This window comes from Streptomyces roseolus, from assembly GCF_014649855.1.
In the GTDB taxonomy this organism is placed as follows: Bacteria; Actinomycetota; Actinomycetes; order Streptomycetales; family Streptomycetaceae; genus Streptomyces; species Streptomyces roseolus.
In genome coordinates this window covers 62,972-82,623 of record NZ_BMTV01000026.1, presented here as the reverse complement: position 1 = coordinate 82,623, position 19,652 = coordinate 62,972, and the positions used below count along the sequence as shown (strand labels likewise).

Annotated in this window: 18 protein-coding genes; 11 read left to right on the top strand and 7 right to left on the bottom strand. The window is 73.9% G+C overall.

The annotated features are described in order from the left end of the window. Window positions 1-56: 56 nt before the first annotated feature. Entirely contained in the window at window positions 57-716 is a 660-nt protein-coding gene (locus tag IE245_RS27715; protein WP_308436634.1) for a GNAT family N-acetyltransferase, read from the bottom strand. Between the two features lie 289 nt (window positions 717-1,005). On the opposite strand from IE245_RS27715, the gene amrS reads away from it, so the two are divergent. The 4 genes from amrS (at window position 1,006) to IE245_RS27695 (ending at window position 5,299) form a co-directional block, all read left to right on the top strand. Beyond that, window positions 1,006-2,442 (top strand): AmmeMemoRadiSam system radical SAM enzyme, encoded by a 1,437-nt coding sequence (amrS, locus tag IE245_RS27710; RefSeq protein WP_189952375.1) that lies wholly within the window; start codon window positions 1,006-1,008, stop codon window positions 2,440-2,442. A 14-nt stretch (window positions 2,443-2,456) separates the two neighbouring features. Further along, window positions 2,457-4,040, top strand: a complete 1,584-nt coding sequence (locus IE245_RS27705) for a radical SAM/SPASM domain-containing protein (RefSeq protein WP_189952372.1) — start codon at window positions 2,457-2,459, stop codon at window positions 4,038-4,040. Between the two features lie 218 nt (window positions 4,041-4,258). Continuing rightward, window positions 4,259-4,570: a WhiB family transcriptional regulator gene (locus tag IE245_RS27700; RefSeq protein WP_189952370.1), complete on the top strand. Its 312-nt coding sequence runs from the start codon at window positions 4,259-4,261 to the stop codon at window positions 4,568-4,570. 222 nt (window positions 4,571-4,792) lie between these two features. Continuing rightward, complete coding sequence (locus IE245_RS27695; protein ID WP_189952367.1) at window positions 4,793-5,299, top strand: GNAT family N-acetyltransferase; 507 nt, start codon at window positions 4,793-4,795, stop codon at window positions 5,297-5,299. Here the strand turns inward: IE245_RS27695 and IE245_RS27690 are convergent. Continuing rightward, complete coding sequence (locus IE245_RS27690) at window positions 5,280-5,786, bottom strand: DoxX family protein (RefSeq protein WP_189952365.1); 507 nt, start codon at window positions 5,784-5,786, stop codon at window positions 5,280-5,282. The two genes, IE245_RS27695 and IE245_RS27690, sit on opposite strands and share 20 nt — an antisense overlap. Window positions 5,787-5,927: 141 nt before the next feature. Between IE245_RS27690 and IE245_RS27685 the strand changes: the two genes are divergently transcribed. Continuing rightward, on the top strand, window positions 5,928-6,614 hold the full coding sequence (locus tag IE245_RS27685) for a MerR family transcriptional regulator (protein ID WP_189952363.1): 687 nt from the start codon (window positions 5,928-5,930) through the stop codon (window positions 6,612-6,614). Window positions 6,615-6,741: 127 nt separating this feature from the next. Here IE245_RS27685 and IE245_RS27680 read toward each other — a convergent pair whose 3' ends face one another. Beyond that, window positions 6,742-7,476, bottom strand: a complete 735-nt coding sequence (locus IE245_RS27680) for an SOS response-associated peptidase (protein ID WP_189952360.1) — start codon at window positions 7,474-7,476, stop codon at window positions 6,742-6,744. Between the two features lie 215 nt (window positions 7,477-7,691). Here IE245_RS27680 and IE245_RS27675 point away from each other — a divergent pair, with 215 nt between their 5' ends. From IE245_RS27675 to IE245_RS27665, 3 genes are all read left to right on the top strand, one after another. Continuing rightward, window positions 7,692-8,417, top strand: a complete 726-nt coding sequence (locus IE245_RS27675; protein ID WP_189952358.1) for a dienelactone hydrolase family protein — start codon at window positions 7,692-7,694, stop codon at window positions 8,415-8,417. Window positions 8,418-8,507: 90 nt separating this feature from the next. After that, complete coding sequence (locus IE245_RS27670; RefSeq protein WP_189952356.1) at window positions 8,508-9,026, top strand: hypothetical protein; 519 nt, start codon at window positions 8,508-8,510, stop codon at window positions 9,024-9,026. A 173-nt stretch (window positions 9,027-9,199) separates the two neighbouring features. After that, window positions 9,200-10,507 (top strand): serine hydrolase domain-containing protein, encoded by a 1,308-nt coding sequence (locus IE245_RS27665; RefSeq protein WP_189952354.1) that lies wholly within the window; start codon window positions 9,200-9,202, stop codon window positions 10,505-10,507. Between the two features lie 116 nt (window positions 10,508-10,623). Here IE245_RS27665 and IE245_RS27660 read toward each other — a convergent pair whose 3' ends face one another. After that, window positions 10,624-11,763 (bottom strand): lytic polysaccharide monooxygenase, encoded by a 1,140-nt coding sequence (locus IE245_RS27660; protein WP_189952352.1) that lies wholly within the window; start codon window positions 11,761-11,763, stop codon window positions 10,624-10,626. A gap of 41 nt (window positions 11,764-11,804) precedes the next feature. After that, a complete protein-coding gene (locus IE245_RS27655; protein WP_373305410.1) occupies window positions 11,805-12,956 on the bottom strand; it encodes a GH12 family glycosyl hydrolase domain-containing protein in 1,152 nt (383 codons plus the stop codon). Window positions 12,957-13,328: 372 nt separating this feature from the next. On the opposite strand from IE245_RS27655, the gene IE245_RS27650 reads away from it, so the two are divergent. Together IE245_RS27650 and IE245_RS27645 are read left to right on the top strand one after the other, a co-directional pair. Continuing rightward, entirely contained in the window at window positions 13,329-14,543 is a 1,215-nt protein-coding gene (locus tag IE245_RS27650) for a glycosyltransferase (RefSeq protein ID WP_189952467.1), read from the top strand. Between the two features lie 117 nt (window positions 14,544-14,660). Further along, window positions 14,661-16,052, top strand: coding sequence for a DUF5685 family protein (locus IE245_RS27645; protein WP_189952350.1), 1,392 nt, complete (start codon window positions 14,661-14,663; stop codon window positions 16,050-16,052). Between the two features lie 77 nt (window positions 16,053-16,129). On the opposite strand, the gene IE245_RS27640 is transcribed toward IE245_RS27645, so the two are convergent. Continuing rightward, the gene (locus IE245_RS27640; protein WP_189952348.1) at window positions 16,130-17,638 is read right to left on the bottom strand and encodes a DUF4246 domain-containing protein; all 1,509 of its coding nucleotides are present in this window, start codon (window positions 17,636-17,638) and stop codon (window positions 16,130-16,132) included. A 240-nt stretch (window positions 17,639-17,878) separates the two neighbouring features. Here IE245_RS27640 and fabG point away from each other — a divergent pair, with 240 nt between their 5' ends. Next, complete coding sequence (gene fabG / locus IE245_RS27635; protein WP_189952346.1) at window positions 17,879-18,682, top strand: 3-oxoacyl-ACP reductase FabG; 804 nt, start codon at window positions 17,879-17,881, stop codon at window positions 18,680-18,682. Window positions 18,683-18,770: 88 nt separating this feature from the next. Here fabG and IE245_RS27630 read toward each other — a convergent pair whose 3' ends face one another. Further along, window positions 18,771-19,610 (bottom strand): aldo/keto reductase, encoded by an 840-nt coding sequence (locus IE245_RS27630; protein ID WP_189952344.1) that lies wholly within the window; start codon window positions 19,608-19,610, stop codon window positions 18,771-18,773. Window positions 19,611-19,652 lie beyond the last annotated feature (42 nt).

Below are 19,652 nucleotides of genomic sequence, written 5' to 3'. Positions count from 1 at the left end.
GGCGACGACGTGGCCGCGATCCGCGACCGGACGGCCTCCCGTCGGACGCCGGTCCCTCACAAGGGCGTGAGCACCATCAGCACCTCGTCGCGGTCGTCGCCGGGCGCCAGGCGGAGCGCGCCCGGCCACCGCCCCGTCTCCCGCCAGCCGAACCGCGCGTAGAAGTCCTCCAGCCCCTCGCCGCCCCGGGCGGCCAGCCGCAGCTGTTCGAGCCCCAGCTCGTCCCGGGCGATCCTCCGTGCCTCCGCGACGAGCGCCGCCCCGATTCCCCGACCGCGCCGGTCGGGTCGCGTCCGCAGGTGGTGGATGCTGCCCCAGTGCCCGACGAGCCGGTCCGGATCGCGACGCAGCAGCACCCATCCGACGAGCGCCCCGTCGCCCCGGGCCACGACCAGCCGGCTCCGCTCGGGACTCAGCCCGCCCACGATCGCGTCGACGACCGGCCCGACCTCACCGTCACCGACCGGCGGGAACGGAAACCCGGCCGCCCCGCCCGCGTTGGTCACGGCGATCCAGCAGTCGATCAGCTCCCGTCGAAGCCGAGGACCGACACCGTCCGGACGGGGCACCCGAAGCAGCTCCAGGCCGGATTCCCGCTCGAGGGCACACGTACGCGTCATGCGGAGGAGCTTGCCGGAGGGGTCCGACACGCACTCCTCGCCGACGACTGCCGCGGCGTCCTCGCGGCACGCCCGGGCGTCTCCCGGTAGCACCACCTTCACCTCCTGCACCGGAGCCCAACTGCCCGAGGGCGTAGGGGTGTTCGTCTTCGAGCAGCCGTGCCCGTCGACGCCTTGACGGCGGCGAGAGCGCTCGGTCATGCTCATCGCCAGGCGGTGAGGAACGTTCAACAATCCTCAAGCTCCGTATCGGTGGTTCCTCAGGCGGACCGTGCCAGGACGCCCGCATTCCGGCGCGCGTGATTCCGCGCGCCCGCCGGTGTCCGTGACCCGTCCCCGTACCGCCCGGTCGCCTCCTCACCCCTCCCTCGCGGAAGGACAGCACGTGACGAAGACGAACTGGAACAGCGAGGCCCGGCCCGCACGCCTGGAGGAGCGTCTGGACGACGACGTCGTCCGCTGCCACCTCAGCCCCCGCAACTGCCGCATCCGGCCCGGCCAGCACGGTTTCTGCCGGGTGCGGGCGAATCGTGACGGCCGGCTGGTGACCCTGAACTACGGGCGGTCGGTGCACGCCACCGAGGAGACCATCGAGACCGAGGCCGTGTTCCACTACGCGCCCGGCGCCCGGATCCTGTCCATGGGCAACGTCGGCTGCATGCTCAACTGCGACTACTGCCACAACTGGAAGACCTCGCAGGCGCGCCACGTCGAGGACAAGGACGTCCACCGGTACACGCCCGAGCAGGTCGTCGACATCGCGGTCCGGCACGGGATCAGGGTGATCTCCTGGACGTACAACGACCCGGTCGTCTGGCACGAGTTCGTCGTCGAGACCGCCGCGCTCGCGAAGGCCGCCGGCCTCGTGAACCTCTACAAGTCCGCCTTCTTCGTCACCGGCGAGGCGATCGACGAACTCCTCCCGGTCATCGACATCTTCTCCGTGTCCATCAAGTCCCTGGACCCGACGTACTACCGCAGGATCACCAAGGGCTGGCTGGAGCCCGTCCTGGAGGGGACGGAGCGGGTCTTCCGGGCCGGAAAGCACGTCGAGGTCTCGACGCTGATGGTCACCGACCTCAGCGACGACGAGAAGACCGCCCGCGACATGGCGACCTTCGTCGGCGAGCGCCTGAGCCCCGACGTGCCGACGCACTTCGTCCGCTTCCACCCCGACTACAAGATGACCGACACCGTCCGGACCCCCGTCGACCGCCTGGAGAGGGCGCGAAAAACCGCTCTGCGCATGGGACTTCGCCACGTCTACCTCGGCAACGTCTACGACACCGGGTCGACGCACACCCGGTGCGGCCGGTGCGGACGGCTCCAGGTCACCCGCTACGGCCTGAACGCCGACCTCGTCGGCCTGGACGCCGACGCTCGCTGCACCGGCTGCGGCGACGAGGCCGGCTTCACCCTCCTCCCGGACTCCCGGCCGCGCGCACGGCTCCGCGACCTCCCGCCCGGGCAGCCGCTCTCCGTCGCCGGCTTCGACTGGCACGGGGACGTACGTGCCCTCCACTTCCAGCTCCGCAACACCTCCTCCGCGCCGCTGCGGGCCTACGCCCGCCGCCGCGGCGACGCCACCGCCGACCAGGCGTGGGAGGTCATCGACCTGGCGCCGCACGAGAGCTTCCGCTCCATCGCCGCCAAGAGCACCCCCGGAGAGACCGGGGTGCAGGTCGCCGTACCGGCGGGCTGTGAGTCCACCCTCCACCAGGTCTTCGACCGGGCGCACTTCCCCACGGTGGAGGCGACGGCCGGCACGCTCAACGCCGACGTGTCGCCGCTGCCCCTCTTCCGCCCGGGCGCGCGCCCGTGACCGGGCGCGCGCCCGTGACCGGGCGCGGGAACGACGCCCCGGCGGGGACCGCCGCCCTGCGCCACGGCACGGACTACCGGGTCCTCCCGCTGGGCGGTGGCGGCGACGGCGGCGACGGTGACCACTCCGGCACCGCCGCCGTCCTCATCACCGGCAACCACCGCCTCCTGCTCGCCCCCGCCGCCACCGCCCGGCGCCTCGAAGCCGGGGAGGACCACCTCCTGCCGGACGAGCGGACGGCCTGGGAACGCCTCCGGGCCGAGGCCGGCGTCGGCGACGACACCCACCGGACCCTGCTGGCCGAGAGCGCGCTCTCCGACGGCGCCGACTTCGCGGTCAACGTCAACCTCACCAACGTCTGCAACCTCGCCTGTTCCTACTGCTTCGCGGAAGGCGGCGACTACGGCCGGATCACCGAGGCGATGGGGGAGCACTCGGTCGCCTGGATCTTCGACTTCATCGCGACCCACGCGGCACCGGGACAGCGCGTCCGCTTCGAGTTCTTCGGCGGCGAACCGCTGGCCAACCTCCCCGTCATCCGGACGGTCTGCGAGCGCGCGCGGGGTGTCGCGGAGCGGGACGGCACGCGGTTCCTGTACCGCGTCTCCACCAATCTGACGCTCCTGCCCCCGGGCACCACGGAGCTCTTCCGCGAGTACGGCTTCATCGTCTCCGTGTCGATCGACGGCGGCCGTCAAGTCCAGGACGCCAACCGGCCGTCGAAGAGCGGCAGGGGATCGTACGACCGGATCCTGCGCAACCTCCGGCGGGTCCGCGCGGAGTGCGGCGACGCGGTGACGCTCGTCGCGCGGATGACCATCACGACCGCCGAGCCCCGCCTCAGGGACAGCGTGCGGGACCTCTGGCGCCTCGACCTCTTCGACCACTTCCAGATCTACCCGGGCGTCTACCCGGTCCGCACGGGCACGACGGTCCCCGTCGCCCTCACCCTGGGCGACCGGACGCTCTCCGAACCCCAGGGCGGGATCCGGTACATCAACCACTTCCTCCAGCCGGGCATCGTCGAGCAGTTCAAGGAGTTCCTCGCCGACTACCCGAACCTCTTCGACCCCGGCAACCGCTTCCAGGGCGTCCTGGAGTACGAGCGGACCGTCCAGATGATCAGTGAGGGGGCGGCGGCCCTCGCCTTCTGCTCCGGCGGCCGCGCCTACTACACCCACTCCCCGGACGGCAGCGTCAGCCCCTGCCACCGCCTGGTCGGCGACGAGGACTTCGACGTCGGCACCGGCGACCGGGGCATCACCCGGGAACACCCCGAATGGCGCCGCTCGGTCGACGAGCACCCCGTCTGCGGCGGCTGCTGGGCCCGCTACCTGTGCGGGGGCGGCTGCCGCCAGGAGAACCACGTGGCCACCGGCGACCTGAACACCCTCAACCCCGAGTCGTGCCAGTACCAGTTGATGCTCGCGGAGGAGGTGGTCAAGATGCTGGCCCGCGCCACGACGGCCTACCGGAACCGCTCCCGCACCCGCTACGACGACCTCTTCGTCTCCTGCGGCCGCCCCGTCGTCCCGAGCACGAGGGCCGCCGCGCCCGCCCCCGCCGGCGACTACACCCCCTTCCGGCTCATCTGCTGAGCTTTGGCCACGGATCCGGCCACGAAGGCCGGGGAGACCACGGAGAGTGGCCGGAACCGTGTGCGGTCGTCACCCGTTGGAGCGAAGGACGGGGCGAGGTGTAGACCCGCAGCACATGCCTACGTAGCGTGCGTGATCAACGAGGGCCGACCGAAGGGGACCGGTCCGGGGAGATCGACAGCCCGCGGGTCAAGGGGGAGTGCGTGGAAGGTAGTTGGATGGCGTCGGGACGGTGCCGGGAGGCGGACGCCGAGGACCTGTTCGTCGAGGGGGCGGCCCAGAACCAGGCCAAGGAGCTGTGCGTGGGCTGTCCCGTACGCTCCGAATGCCTGGCGTACGCGCTGGACCGGCGGATCGAACACGGCGTCTGGGGCGGCATGACGGAGCGGGAGCGCCGCGCCCTCCTGAAGCGCCGCCCCACGGTACGGGACTGGGCCGGCCTCCTCCAGGCCGCCCGCCGCGAATATGCCGCGGGAGCGGGCGAGGGTGCCGGCATGGCGGCGGCATCGGCGGCGCGCCGCTCCGCGTGAAGCCGGACGGGCGGCGGGGCACGCGTCACGCGCGGGGCGGGCCGAGGATCCGGTTCCGGCCGACGAGGTCCGTGCGAGGCGTTCCCTCCCGCGGAGGTGGTCCGGCTCGGTCGGCTCGGGTGCGGTCACGGCCCGGAACCTCGCACCGGGACCGCCCGCGGCGACACCGGACAGGGAGACGGCGCCGGGCCGGCGGGTGGGGGAGTGGGGCAGAGTGGGGGCATGGGTTCTTACGAGACGATGGCGTCCCACCTGGAGACCGAGCGGCTGATCCTGCGTCCGTGGGCCGAGTCGGACGCCGACTGGTTCCGTGCCCTCCTCGACGAACGCGACCGGGGGACGTTCACCGTCGAGCGCGCCCGGGCCGGGATCGTGAAGCTGCTCGCCGAGACGGAGACCACGGGGTTCGCCCTGCTGCCGATCCGGCGGCGCGCGGAGGGGGACGCCATCGGCTACTGCGGACTGATCGTCGGCCGGGCCTCCGTGGACGAGCCGGAGATCGCGTACGAGCTCTTCCGGCACGCGCACGGCAGGGGTTACGCCACGGAGGCGGCCCGCGCCGTGCTCGACGCGGCGGCCGCCACCGGACGGAAGCGGCTCTGGTCGACCGTCGGCTCGTGGAACGGGCCGTCCCTCCGCGTCCTGGAGAAGCTCGGCTTCGAGCGGGACCACGTCTCCCGGGAAGAGGACGCGGGCGAGGTCGTGTGGCTCACTCGCTCCCTGCCGTGACGCCCACCCGGCGCGCGCCGTGGGGGACGTGCGCCGCCCAGAGCGCCAGGGCGATGAACAGGACCTGCTCCGGGATCCTGAACCAGAGCGGCGTCGCCGGTTCGCCGTTGAGGCCGATGCCGGACACGGCCGCGTGGACGTTGGCCGGGAGCATCAGGACGAAGAGCACGGCCAGGCCGAGCCCGGCGGCCGGGCGGGTCGCCTCCCGGACCAGCCCCGCGGCGCCGGCGAGCTCCAGGACGCCGGTCGCGTAGACCGTGAAGCGGGGGAACGGCACGAACGACGGGACCATCGCCACCAGGTCCTGATGGCCGGGCATCGGGCCGAGGCCCGAGGGGACGAAGTGCGCGCTCGCCGTGAAGACCAGCATCACCGCGAGGCCGTGCAGCGCGGAGACCCGCCAGGTGGCGAACCGTCCGACGCCCAGCGCACCGAGCAGCCGGAACAGCAGGGCGGGGACGGCGAGGAGCATGAGGGTGCCGAACATGGGAGGGGTGTCCTTCCGGTGGAGGGCGTTCGGGCGGAGCTCGGGAGTACGGGCGTGCGGGGCCGCGACGGGCCGTGACATGGTGACCGCTTCAGAATGGATAATAGCGTTATCCATTATCCGTTATCGAGGGGAAGAACGATGAAGGTCTCCGAGCTGAGCCGACGCACCGGCGTCCAAGTGCCGCTGATCAAGTACTACTTGCGCGAGGGCATGCTCCCCCCGGGCCGGGCCACCGCCGCCAACCAGGCCGACTACGGCGAGGACCACGTCCGCCGCCTCCGGCTGATCCGCACCCTCGTCGGGACGCGCGGGCTCTCGGCCGGCGCGACGAAGGAGATCCTCGACGCGATCACCGCCGGACAGGAGGACCTGCACCAGGTCCTCGGCATCGTGCTGGGCGTCCGCCCGGCGAAGGGCACGGACCATGAGCCGTCGCCGGACCCGGACCCGGCCCCGGAGGCCTCCGGCTCCGCTCCGGAAGGACTCGCCGAGGCGCACAGCCTGATCGGCGAGATGGGCTGGGACGTGTCCCCGGGCAACCCCGCGACGCGCACCGTCGCCGAGGTCCTCGCCGCCCTCGACCACCTCGGCGCGGGCATCGACTGGCGCAGCCTCCTGCCGTACGCCCGCCTCGCGGACGACATGGCCGAGCTGGACCTGCGGCAGCTGGACGGAAAGGGCGACCCCCTGGCCCAGGCGGAGAGGGCCGTACTCGTCACCGTCCTCCTGGAACCGGCCCTGCTCGCGCTGCGGCGACTGGCCCAGGAGGACAAGTCCTCCCGGCTCTTCGGCGGCGCCCGCACCACCGGCACGGACGAGGCGTAGGCCCGTTCGGCCGAGTGCCCTGCCGCCGGCCCGGAAGTTCACCCAGGAACCGGGAGACGACCGGACCGCGGTCGAAGTGCGCTACGGCGGCGAGGAGTTCGTGATCCGGCGTCCGGCCGGCCCGGGGTCAGTCCGGGGCGTCCAGCAGGTGGGGGCCGTTGTTGCGGACGTTGTTCACGGCGAGCGAGACCGCGCGGACGGCGAGGTGTCCGTCGGCGGGCCGGGTGAGCAGCGCACGCAGGTCGCCGGTGTCCTGGTGGTGGGGGTCGAGCCAGGCGTCGTAGCGGTCGGGGGAGAGGGCGAGCGGCATGCGGGGGTGGACGCGGCCGGCGGCGTCCGTGGCCTCGGTGGTGATGATCGTGCACGTGATCAGCCAGGCGGCCGGGTCGTCGTCGGCGCCGACGTCGGGGTCGCGCCAGTACTCGTACAGGCCCGCCATCGCCATCGGACCGCCGTCGGCGGGGTGGATGAAGTAGGGCTGCTTGCGGGTTCTGCCCGTCGCCTCGTCCTTCACCGGCTCCCATTCGTAGAAGCCGTCGGCGGGCAGCAGGCAGCGCCGCTTGGCGAAGGCGCGGCGGTAGGCGGGCTTCTCGTGCACGGTCTCGACCCGGGCGTTGATCATGCGGGCCCCCGACCCGGGGTCCTTCGACCACGACGGCACCAGCCCCCAGCGCGGGGTCCGCAGCTCGCGGCGCACCTCCCCGCCGCCGTCCTGGCCGGCCCGCTCCAGGACGGCGTACACCCGGTCGGTGGGCGCCACGTTCCAGCTGGGCTCCAGCACCTCCTCCGGCTGCCGGTCGGTCACCTGGAAGAGCCGCGTCAGCTCCTGGGGGCTGCGGGTGGAAGCGTATCGGCCGCACATACGACCACTCTCCCACTCCTGACCCGCCGCGGGCCGCTCCCGCGCCGCCCGACGGGCGGCAGGCCGGCCCGTACGACGGCGGACGCGCGGAGCCGGCGGGGCGATTCCGGGTCGAGCGGCGGGCGGTGGCGCGGACCGGACGGGGCGCCGCGCCGCCGTCTGCCCTCGGTGAACACCGCCCCGGGCGGGCGCCACGGTCATTACCGTTCGGTCACATGACGACGGTCACCACCCGTACGGTCGCGTACCCGGCCGACGGCCTGACGATGATCGGACACCTCGCGCTCCCCGCCGGTACCGGGCGCCGGCCCGCGGTCCTGATCGGACCCGAGGGGGTGGGGCTCAGCGACGTCGAGCGCCGGCGGGCCGAGGCCCTGGCCGAGCTGGGGTACGTGGCGCTGGCCTTCGACCTCCACGGCGGACGCTATCTGGAGGACCCGGAGGAAATGCTGGCCCGTTGCCTGCCGCTGCTCGCGGATCCCGACCGCGTGCGGGGAATCGGTCACGCCGCGCTCGACGTGCTGCGTGCCGAACCGCGGGCCGACCCCGACCGGACCGCCGCCATCGGCTACGGCACCGGGGGCGCCGTCGCACTGGAACTCGGTCGCGACGGTGTCGACCTGCGCGCGATCGCGACGGTCAACGGACTGATCACGGGCCGGCCGGGTGAGGCGGCACGCATACGCTGCCCGGTATGGGCCGGGGTCGGGTCGGAGGACCCGATCATGCCGCCCGCGCAACGGGAGGCGTTCACGGCCGAGATGCAGGCCGCGGGCGTCGACTGGCGCCTCGTGGTCTACGGAGGAGCCCTGCACGCCTTCCACCACCCGCCGGTCGACCACGCCGCGCCTCCCGGCGTCGGCCACCACCCGCGGCACGCTGAGCGGGCCTGGCGTGACATCGTCGCCCTGCTCGACGAGTGCCTGCCCGTCGCGGACTGATCCGCGTGCTTCATCCGGAGCGGCCGAGGGGACGGTAGCGGCGTCTCCCTCCACTTCCCTTGCGTACCAAGGCTGTTGGAGGATCCCCTCATGAATCCGTATGCGTCCGAGCCGACCGCCGAAGCGGCGGCCACGTACCTCACCGCCCTCCGGGAGCGGCTGGCCGGAGACGGCTGCACGGTGACCACGCCGGAGTGGAACGGCCGCCGGGTGGTGGCCGGCTCCCGGGCCGACCGGAAGGCGCGGTGGTTCGGGACCAAGGCCGAGGTGTTCGTCTTCGCCGCCGCCGTGCCCGAGGTCGACGCGGCCGACCTGGCGGAGTTCACCGGCTGGGCCATGGGCTACGCGAAGGGCCTGCGGAGCGGCGTGCCCGGCGCGCGCAACGCGGCCATGGTGCTGCCCGCCCTGGTGAGCACGCGCGTCCGGCCGGAGGCGGCGCGGTGGGCGGCGGAGGACGCCCGGATCCTCGGCACGACGCTGATCGGCCGGCCCCTGACGGTCGAGACCACGCCCGGTGGGGCCCGGACGACGATGTACCGGGGGCAGGTGCAGTGGGGAGGTCTCTTCACGCGGCACGTGCTGGAGAAGGCCGCCCTGTACTTCCCCTGAGGCGGCCGGCTCGTCCCCCGATCGGCCCAGGCCCACGACGTGCCGGAGCCTCCTGCCGGGGGGTTCCGCACGGCCGGGTGGCGCAGCCCCGGCCGACGGTCCCGGAGCCGTGTGCCGAAGCTGGACGGGCCGGTACGCCGCGCCCGGCCGCCGGCCCGTCCAGGAGGTCACGCATGCCCCGTTCCGCCCCCGCCCGCCGCCCGCACCGCCCCCACCGCCCGAGACGGTCGGCCGTCGCCGTGCTGCTCCTCGCCGCCGCGCTGACCGGGCCCGCCCTCCCGTACGCGACGGCCGGCGAGCGACCCCCCTCCGGGACGAACGGCGACGGAGGCGGACACGGCGGCCCCGAGGAGCGGGAGCTGCGCCGCGCCCTCGCCGAGCTCGTCGCCGCCCCCGGCGGGCCGCCCGGCGCGATCGCCGTCCTCACCCGCGACGGCGAACGCCGCGTCTACCGCGCCGGAACCGCCGAGCTCGGCGGCGGCACGAAAACCGGGACCGGCACGAAGTCCGGGACGGGCGGCTCCCGGCCGCCCCGCGCGGACGACCACATGCGGATCGCGAGTGCCGCCAAGGCGTTCAGCGGGGCCGTCTCCCTCGCCCTGGTGGACCGTGGCGCCCTCGCCCTCGACGACACCCTGGGAAAGCGGCTGCCGCACCTTCCGAAGGACTGGCACGCCGTCACCCTGCGCCAGCTCCTCCAGCACACCAGCGGCCTGCCCGACTTCAGCCGCAGCCCACGGTTCCAGGAGATCGTCCGCGCCGATCCGCGCCACCGCTTCGACTCCCGGCGCCTGCTGGAGTTCGTCGCGGGCGAGGACCTCGCCTTCCCGCCCGGCAGCCGGTACGCCTACTCCAACTCGGACAACATCGCCGTCGCCCTGATGGCCGAACAGACCACCGGACGGCGCTACGAGGACCTGCTGCGGGAGCTGGTGTACCGCCCGCTCGACCTCCGCGACACCAGCCTCCCCGCCGGGTTCCGGCTGCCCCGCCCCTTCCTCCACGGCTATGACACGACCCCCGGCGAACCGCCCGAGGACGTCAGCGAGGCGATCAGCGCCTCCGGCGCCTGGGCCTCGGGCGGCATCGTCTCCACCCCCGCCGACCTGAACACCTTCATCGGCGGCTACGCCGGGCCCGCCCTGCTGTCGCCGCCCACCCGGCACGCCCAGCACCGGTTCGTGCCCGGGGAGTCCCAGCCCGCCGGTCCCGGCGAGAACGCCGCCGGACTCGCCCTCTTCCGGTACGAGACCCGCTGCGGCACCGTCTTCGGCCACACGGGGAACACCCCCGGCTACACCCAGTTCGCCGCCGCCACCCGTGACGGCCGCCGCGCCGTCACCGTCTCCGTCACCAGCCAGGTCACGCTCGACCCGGCGCTGCTCGCCCGGCTGCGCGCGACGGAGGAGCGGTTCGTCTGCGCCCTTCTGGAGGGAGACGGGGACCGGCCGCACGGCGGATACGGCGATCCCTCCGCCTGACGACCGGAAGTCCGGAAGTCCGGAAGTCCGGCACAGGAGAGAGGGGCTGCCCCGCGGCGAGACGCGCGGCGGGGCAGCCCCTCTCCACCTTCCTCAGAAGGGACGGGCGGCGACCGTCACGGCGTCACGCAGACGAGGGATCCGACCGGGTGGTTGTTGCCCGTCGAGGTCGCGGTGAAGCCGAAGGTGACGCTGCCGTCCGGCGGGACGGTCCGGTTGTGTGCGACGTTCCCCACGGTGACCGTGCCGTCCGTCCCGGTCGTCAGGGCGCCGTTCCACAGACTGCTGATCCGGGTGCCGGCGCCCGGCGTCCAGCGCACCGCCCAGCCGTCGCGCGCCGTCGTGGCGTGGTTCATCACCTCGACGGAACCCTGGAAGCCGCCGGACCAGGCGTTCACCACGGTGTACACGGCCATGCAGCCGGTGTGCGGATCGGTCGGAGTCGGCGTCGGGGTCGGCTCCGTGGGCGTGGGCGTGGGCGTGGGCGTGGGCGTGGGGGTAGGGGTGGGCGTGGGAGTAGGGGTCGGGGTGCCGCCCGAGCCGCGGATGCCGGTCACCTCGCCGTTGCCGCCGTCGAAGACGACGTCGGAGCAGGAGAAGAAGTTCTCCTGGCTGTCCGAGCGGACCCACTGGATGAAGAGCACCGCGTCACCCGAGCGTCCGGAGGGCAGCGCCAGGTCCCAGTAGTAGTGTCCGCCGTCCGTTCCGGGGGAGCCCGTCTGCGGCGGGTCGGTGACGGTCTGGATCAACTCCAGGTCGTCCCAGCCGAGTTCGGTCGTGGGGGAGTAGCCCGGCTTGGAGAGGTACACCCGGAAGGAGCCCGGGTGGGCGGCCCAGTTGCTGTGCTTGACCTGGATCGTCCGCCCCGAGGTCAGGTGCGTGCGGGGCCAGTCGGCGCGCGCCGCGTTGTAGCCGCTGAAGTCGTACGGCGAGCGGTCGCCGGCGCTGCACAGCGTGCCGTCCGGGACGTAACCGGCGCCGCGTCCGCCCGCCTGGGAGTCGAGGACGGCGAACCAGTTGTACAGCGAGTTCGGTCCGCTCTCGGCGAGCGCCGCCTTGCACGCGGGGTTGGTGGGGTCGAGGCTGCCGGTGCTGGTCTTGGCGTCCAGCCAGCAGAGGTACGTACGCGATCCGGGCGTCATCGTGACGCCGTGGGCCTGCGCGCTGCCCTGGCCGAGCAGGGTCAGGCCGATTCCGGCGAGCAGGGTCGCGAGCACCGCCGTGAGGGAGGCGAGTCGCTTCTTGCGTCCAGCCATCATGTCTCCTGTGCGTGGGTGGGGGAGGCTCGCGCCTCGGGTCACGAGCAGGGCACCCCGCCGAGGGCGAAGCCGGACGGCGGGGCGAACGTGCCGCTGTACGTCCCCTGGAAGCCGAAGGACTGGCTGCCCCCGGCGGGGATCCGTGCGTTGTGGGCGAGGGCGGTCGCCGTCACCGTGCCGGAGGACGGGGTGACGGCGGCGTTCCAGGCCTGGGTGATCCGGTGACCGGCCGGAAGGGTGAAGGCCAGCTTCCACGGCTCGACGGCCGCGGGGCCGGCGTTGGCGACGGTGACGTCCGCGGTGTAGCCGCCGGTCCAGACGTTCGGGGTGAACGTCACCCGGCAGGCCGTCGTCGGGCCCGGTTCACCGGGGCCGGGCTCTCCCGGACCCGGCTCCTCGGGTCCGGGAGACGGGGTGCCGAGGGTCACCGTCGAGGAGAAGGAGTTGACGGTGAGTCCGGCGCCGTTCTGCCAGGGTTCGAAGCCGGCCTGGACGCTCGTCAGGTACCAGTCGTTCCGGGCCATGCCCCGGGAGACGGTCTCCCGGACGAAGTCCATGACGTCGAAGTTCCACTCCGCGAGGGCGGACGGGGCGACGAAGGAGATGACGTCGTTGGAGCCGTTGCCGCCCGTCCACACCTGCCACGACCGGCCGCCGACGGTCGCGGTCCCGACCGGCGAGCCGATCGGCTGGACCGGGCCGGCCTTGTGGAACCAGATCATGATCTCGGTCCGGTTCACCCCGTCGGTCCGGGGCGTCGGGTCCAGCCAGATGTCGTACGAGGCGTTGTAGACGGCGTCGCCGACGAAACCGTACGAGATGCCGCTCGGGGCCGCGGCGATGCCGTCGATCCGCGCGGGAAGGGCGGTGCCGGGCGAACAGCGCGTGTAGTGGCAGCCGTTGAAGAGCGACGGGTACGCCTTCGGCGGGCCGTCGGTCGGCACGGAGCCGTCGGCGCGGGTCAGCCGGAAGCCCGTGTCGGTGGCGGTGACGCACTGGGTCGCGCCGGTGCCCCAGCGGTTGTTCTGGACGACGTACCGGCCTTGGACGGTGGCCGTGCCGTACTGCTCGCAGATCAGGGTGTCGGCCGTGGCCGCGGGCGCGGTGCCCACGAGCATCGCCACCAGGGTGGCGAAGGCGAGGAGCAGCGCGCCGAGCGCGGCACGGAGGCGGCGGGGGGACGCTCGCACGGGGGGACCTCCTGGGGAGGGGAGACCTGTCAGGGGGACGGAGCGCAGGGGAGCGTTCCCGGAAGATGCGGGTTTCCTATGATTGGGAGCGCTCCCACGTGAGGGTGCTGGACGCACTGTAGGAGCCAGACGCGTACCTGACAACCCGTCGGGCGGGATACGGGGACGACCGATTCCGTGGGCCGCGAGCGGACGGGCTCCCGGCTTCGACCGCGCCGGTGAGGCCGGCCTCGCGCGGCCGGTCCGGTGGGGCCGATCCCGTGCTGCCGAGCCGGGGCGGCCGGTCCGGTGCGTCGATCCGGTCCGTGCACCGCGCGGTTCGGTGTCGTGCCGGGGCCGGTGGGGCACACTGGCGGCGTGCGCATCGTGATGATGACGGCGGGGTCGCGGGGCGACGTCGCGCCGTACACGGGTCTGGGCGCCGGTCTCGTACGGGCCGGGCACGAGGTGACGCTGGCCGCGCACGCGGTGTTCGAGCCGCTGGTGGCGGGGTCGGGGGTGCGGTTCCGTCCGCTGCCCGTGGACCCCCGCGCCGAGCTGCACTCCACCCGGGGCCGTCGGCTGCACGACGCGCGGACCGGCGCGGGAAAGCTCGTACGCCTCGCGTCCATGGCCCGCGGAGCGGTCGACGAGATGACCGCGGCCCTGGTGGACGTGGCCCGGGAGGGCGAGGTCCTGCTGGTCGGCGGGGCGCTGGGGCCGCTCGGGTACGCCATCGCCGAGGGCCTGTCCGTGCCGGCCCTGGGCCTGCACCTCCAGCCGCTGCACCCCACCGCGGAGTTCCCCGCCCCCGTCCTGGGCACGCGGCCCCTGGGCGCGGCGGGGAACCGGCTGAGCGGACGGGTCGTCATGACGTCGGTGGAGCTCATGTTCCACGACGCCGTACGCTCGCTGCCACGGCGGCACGGGCTCGCGGGGCCGGGCGGACGGTCCCGGGCGCGGCGGCCCCGGCAGGTGCTGCACGGCTACAGCGAAGTCGTCGTCCCCCGGCCCCGGGACTGGCCCGCCGGCCTGGAGGTCGCCGGATACTGGTGGCCGCACGAGACCGGGCGGCTGCCCCGCGCGCTGGAGGACTTCCTCGCCGCCGGGCCCCCGCCGGTCTTCGTCGGGCTCGGCAGCGCCACCGTGCCCGATCCCGAGCGGGTGAGCGGCGAGATCGTCGCGGCGCTGCGCGCGGCGAAGGTGCGCGGCGTCGTGCAGAAGGGCTGGGCCGGGCTGGCCGCCCGGGACGACGACATCCTGACCGTCGACGAGGTGCCGCACTCCCTGCTGTTCCCGCGTACGGCGGCCGTCGTCCACCACGCGGGAGCGGGCACGACCGGCGCCGTCCTGCGGGCCGGGGTGCCGACCGTGCCGGTGCCGGTCCAGTTCGACGCGGCGTTCTGGGCGTCCCGCCTGACCGCCCTGGGCGCCGCCCCCGGGGCCGTACCCCTGAGGCGTCTCACCGCCGGGACCCTGGCGGCGGCGCTGCGCGCGGCGACGCGGGACACCTCCCACCGCGTCCGCGCCCGCGCCCTCGCCGACCGCCTGGCGGCGGAGGACGGCGTGGCGCCCGTCCTCGCGGCGCTCGCCCGGCTGACCCGCTGACGGCCTGCGGATTCGTCGCGGGCGTTCCCCGAGGGGTGACCCTCTAGGATCCTGTACCCGTGAGCCGCCCGACGCGAGGTGTCCGGGCGGCGGTCGTCTCTACGGGGGAGAACTTCGGTGTTCGGAATCATCAGGCCGTGCCGTCATCGGCTGGGCGAGGGACTGCGCACGGAGTGGATGGCGCACCTGTGCGGGCTGTGCCTGGCGCTGCGCGGCGAGTACGGGCAGTTCGCGCGGGTGGCGACCAACTACGACGGCCTCATCGTCTCGGTGCTGACCGAGGCGCAGTCGGAGCGCACCGGCGACTGGCGGCGGGCCGCCGGCCCGTGCCCGCTGCGCGGGATGCGGTCGGCGGACGTGGCCCAGGGCGAGGGCGCGCGGCTCGCGGCGACGGTGTCGCTGGTGCTCGCCGCGGCGAAGATACGCGACCACGTCGCCGACGGCGACGGGCTGGTGGCGCGCCGCCCGGTGGCGGTGGCGGCCCGCCGGATCGCCCGGGGCTGGGACCGCGCGGGCGCGGCGGGCGGCGAGCGGCTCGGTTTCGACACGGCGGTGCTGGTCGAGGCGGTCGAGCGGCAGCCGGGGATCGAGCGGGCCACCGGCCCCGGCGGCTCGCTGCTGACGGTGACCGAGCCGACGGAGACGGCGACCGCGGCCGCCTTCGCGTACACCGCGGTCCTCACCGACCGGCCGGGCAACGCCGCACCGCTCGCGGAGGCCGGCCGCCTCTTCGGCCGGCTGGCGCACCTGCTGGACGCCGTGGAGGACCTGGACGCGGACGCGGCCTCCGGCGCGTGGAACCCGATCGCCGTGACCGGCACGGACCGAGCCGAGGTGCGCAGGCTCTGCGACGACGCCGTCCACGGCATCCGACTGGCGCTGGCCGAGGCGGACTTCGTCGACGGGCGGCTGGTGAGGACGCTGCTCGGCGGCGAGTTGGAGCGCGCCGTCGACCGTGCCTTCGACCCCCGGCACCGCGACCACGGCCACCAGCACCCCGGCCGGCCGCGGCTGTTCGGCCTGCTGCCCCTGCCGGGCCGTCGTACGGAAACCCTCCCGGGACCGGGAGCCGACCACTCCTGCGGCGTCGGCGCGCTCACGGGCACCGCCCCGGAGGGCGGCGTGACGGCGGCGAACCGGCCGCCGGACGGGGAGTGCCGGCGGTGCGGCCGGTGGCGCCGCCTCTGCCCCGACTGCAGGCTGTGCCACGACTGCTGCCGCTGCGACGACGAGGTCGAGGGGGAGGACCTGGAGTCCGTCCAGTTCGACGGCGGTGGCGGAAACGGTGGCGGTTCCGGTTCCGGCCGGGACGGCTCGGGCGGCGACGGCTGGTTCGGGGGGCGCGGCGGCGGCAACTCGGGTGGTTCGTCCGGTGGTTCGTCCGGTGGTTCGGGAGGCCCGGGCGGTTCCGGGGGTGGCTCCGGCGGTTCGGGCGGAGGTTCCGGTGGCGGGTGCGGCGACGGCGGCTGCTGCAACCCGTGCAAGTGCTGCGACTGCTGCTGCGACTGAACGGGACGGGCGCGCCGCTCCGGTACCCCGCACGGGGGTACCGGAGCGGCGCGCCGCGTCCGGCCGGGGCCGTGAGCTCAGTGCTCGCAGAGGGAGAACTCCCGCTCGTAAAGCTGCTCGTTGTGCTCGTCGACGAAGAACTTGCGTTCCTTCATGAGCTCTTCGCGGAAGGTCCTGGCCTGCTCCAGCGTCATGGTCGAGGTGTCGGCCCACGGCTGCTGCGGCGGCACGTCGGCCGTCGAGACGATCCGCCGGGAGGGGTCGACCAGGAAGAACGCGAGGATCTTGCGGTGTCCCGGCCGGGTGGGGTCCGCGAGGCGGAAGGCGTCGACGCGGTGCTGGAGGACGTTCGGAAAGGCCAGACAGCGGCCCTGCGGCGTCGACGCCGATCCCAGCGGCTGGTTCAGCGCTTCGTCGTTCTCCAGGCCGTAGACCTCGCGGACACCGGTGTCGTCGCTCTGCTCGTACTCCGGCTCGTCGACGGCCGTGCGGAAGCCCAGCCGGCTCTCGGTGATGTTCTCGCTGTCCCAGTAGTAGAGCCCCGTCGAGACGATGCGCTCGTTCACCATCCCCTCGACGTGCCAGGAACCGCCGGCGTACTCGGGCTTCTCGGGGGTCAGGTGGATGGTGGCGAGCTTGACGATCACCTGGAGGCGGCGACCGCGCAGGTCGACCCGGTCGGCCTCGGCGGGCGCCTCGGGAGCGGTGAACCCGGGGGCGTCCGGGACAACCGGCGTGCGGTTCTCGTACCAGTCGTCGTGGGCCTCGACCCACGCGTGGTAGGCCTCCTGGTAGGCGGCGTCGTCGGGGTGGTCGGCCTTGGCCGGATACGCCGGCTCCGCCTCGTACCACCCGTAGGGGTCGGCCTCGATGCGCAGCGGCCGCGGATGGCGCAGGTCGGTGAGCACCCGCTCGAACAGCGGACGCATCCTGCCGAACAACTCCGGCAGCACGGAGTCGAGTTCACGATGGGTCTCGGGGTGGACGTTGTTGACGTACGAGAGGAAGGAGACCCCGCCCTCGTCGTCGACCTCGACGTCCGTGGGCAGCCACTGGAAGCGCTCCGAGAACTCGTAGGCCGAGTAGTGGTCCGTCGGGTTCCGCCACGCCTCCTCGGGGGCGCCGCTCACCTCCCGCACCAGGCAGAACAGCGAGGGGTGGACGAGGTCGAGCACCTGGCCGTCGGAACCGGGATGCCAGTCCTTCTCCGCCTCGGGAACCTCCTCGAGGACCCGCACCGCGTCCCGCAGCCGGGACCTGAGCCCCTCGTCGACGAGGGCGTCCGACTGCCACACCCCGTCCACCGCGGACACCTCGACGCCGGTCGCCCCGTCCCGCAGCGCGGCGTAGTGCGCGAGTTCCGCGAGCACGTACGCCACCTGCGCCTCGGTGAGCCCCTGCGCGACCGCCTCACGCGTCCACCGGGCCACGATGTCGGCGTCGTTCCTCTTCTCGAACCACCCCGATTTCGCGCGGATATGCGCGCTGCACTCCATCATCTCCAGTTCCCGCAAGGTCCGCGGCGGGGTGTACGGCATCGTGCGGGAGGCCTGGAAAGGCAGGGGGAAAGCGGTGAAGCCGGTCAATGCTCTGGGTCCTTCGAGTCGGCGTGCGATGGCGGGAAGGATATGTCAGAGGACCGACACCGCGTTCGCCCGGACGGCGGATGCCCGACGGCCCGTCACCGGAGCGCCCGGGTGCCTCGTACGGGTGAGATCCCCGCCGCCCGCGAGGGCGGCCCGGGGCCCGGCCCCACCGGCGCGCGAGCGGGTCGCCTACGGTGGGCGGAGGCATCGGAGCGTGACGAGGAGAGGACGGGACGGTCCATGACCGACACCCCTTGGCGAGAGCGGTCCGTCGTGGTGACGGGCGGGACGCGCGGCATCGGGCGGGGCATCGCCGAACTCTTCGCCCGCCGGGGCGCGGCCGTGCTCCTGACCGGACGGGACGCGGCCGTGGCGCGCGAGGTGGCCGGGGCCGTCGCACGCGCCACCGGCGGGCGGGTCGCCGGGACCGGCGTGGACCTGCGCGACCCGGCCGCGGTCGAGGCGATGGCGGCCGAGGCGGAGCGCCTCCACGGCCACGTCGACGTCCTCTGCGCGAACGCCGGCGTCTTCCCCGAGAAGCCGCTGCGCGAGATGACGGCGGCCGATGTCGACGACGTCCTCGCCGTCAACCTCCGGGGCACGATCCTCGCCGTGCGGGCGTGCCTGCCCGCGATGGAACGCGCCGGGCGCGGCCGCGTCGTCCTCACCTCGTCCATCACCGGACCGACCACCGGCTTCACCGGCTGGTCCCACTACGGCGCGAGCAAGGCCGGCCAGCTCGGCTTCCTGCGAGGGGCGGCCCTGGAGCTGGCCCCCCTCGGCATCACCGTCAACGCCGTGCTCCCCGGGAACGTCCGCACCGAGGGCCTGGACGCGCTGGGCGAGGGGTACCTGCGGCGGATGGCCGCGTCGATCCCGCTGGGCCGGCTGGGAGAGCCCGCCGACATCGCCCACGCCGTCGGCTTCCTCGCCTCCGACGAGGCCGCGTTCATCACCGGCCAGACCCTGACCGTCGACGGCGGCCAGACCGTCCCCGAATCCCTGGACGCCCTCGCCGCCGCCCCCGTCACCGACGCCCTCTGAGGGCCCGACCGCCGCGGCGAGGTGTCCGGGAGGGGGGAAGGCCCCGAAGGCGCCGCCCCCGTCACCGGAGGCGACGGGGGCGTGGGGGTCAGTTCAGCTCGTCGGGGTGCGGGCCGGTGCGCAGGCCGCGGTCGAGACCGGCGATCGCCGCCATCTCCTCGTCCGTCAGGACGAAGTCGAAGACGTCGGCGTTGGCCCGGATGCGGGCCGGGGTGACCGACTTCGGGATGACCACGTTGCCGAGCTGGAGGTGCCAGCGGATGACGACCTGGGCGGGCGACTTGCCGTGGGCGGCGGCGATCGCGGCGATCGCCGGGTCGTCGAGGACCGCGCCCTGCGCCAGCGGGCTCCACGCCTCGGTGGCGATCCCGTGCTCGCCGTGGAAGGCGCGCAGTGCGGACTGCTGGAGCGCGGGGTGCAGCTCGATCTGGTTGACGGCCGGGGTCAGCGTGGCGCCGTCGAGCAGCCGGCGCAGGTGCTCGGGCTGGAAGTTGGAGACGCCGGCGGCGCGGATCCGGCCCTCCTCGGCGAGCCGCTCCAGGGCGCGCCAGGAGTCGCGGTACAGGTCGCGGGCCGGGGTCGGCCAGTGGATCAGGTACAGGTCGACGTAGTCCAGGCCGAGCCTGGCCAGGCCGGCGTCGAAGGCCCGGAGGGTGGCGTCGTAGCCCTGGTCGGCGTTCCACAGCTTGGTGGTGACGAACAGCTCCTCGCGGGCGATTCCGGAGGCGGCGAGGGCCCGGCCGACACCGGCCTCGTTGCCGTAGACGGCGGCCGTGTCGATGCTGCGGTATCCGGCGTCGAGGGCGGCCGTGACGGCCGCGGTGGTCGCGTCGTCGGCGACCTGGAAGACGCCGAAGCCGAGCTGGGGGATCTCGACGCCGTTGTTCAGCTTGACGGTGGGGACGGCGGGCGTGGCGGACGGTGCCATGGTGGGTACGTGCTCCTTCACTGGGTGAGCGCGGTGCGCTCG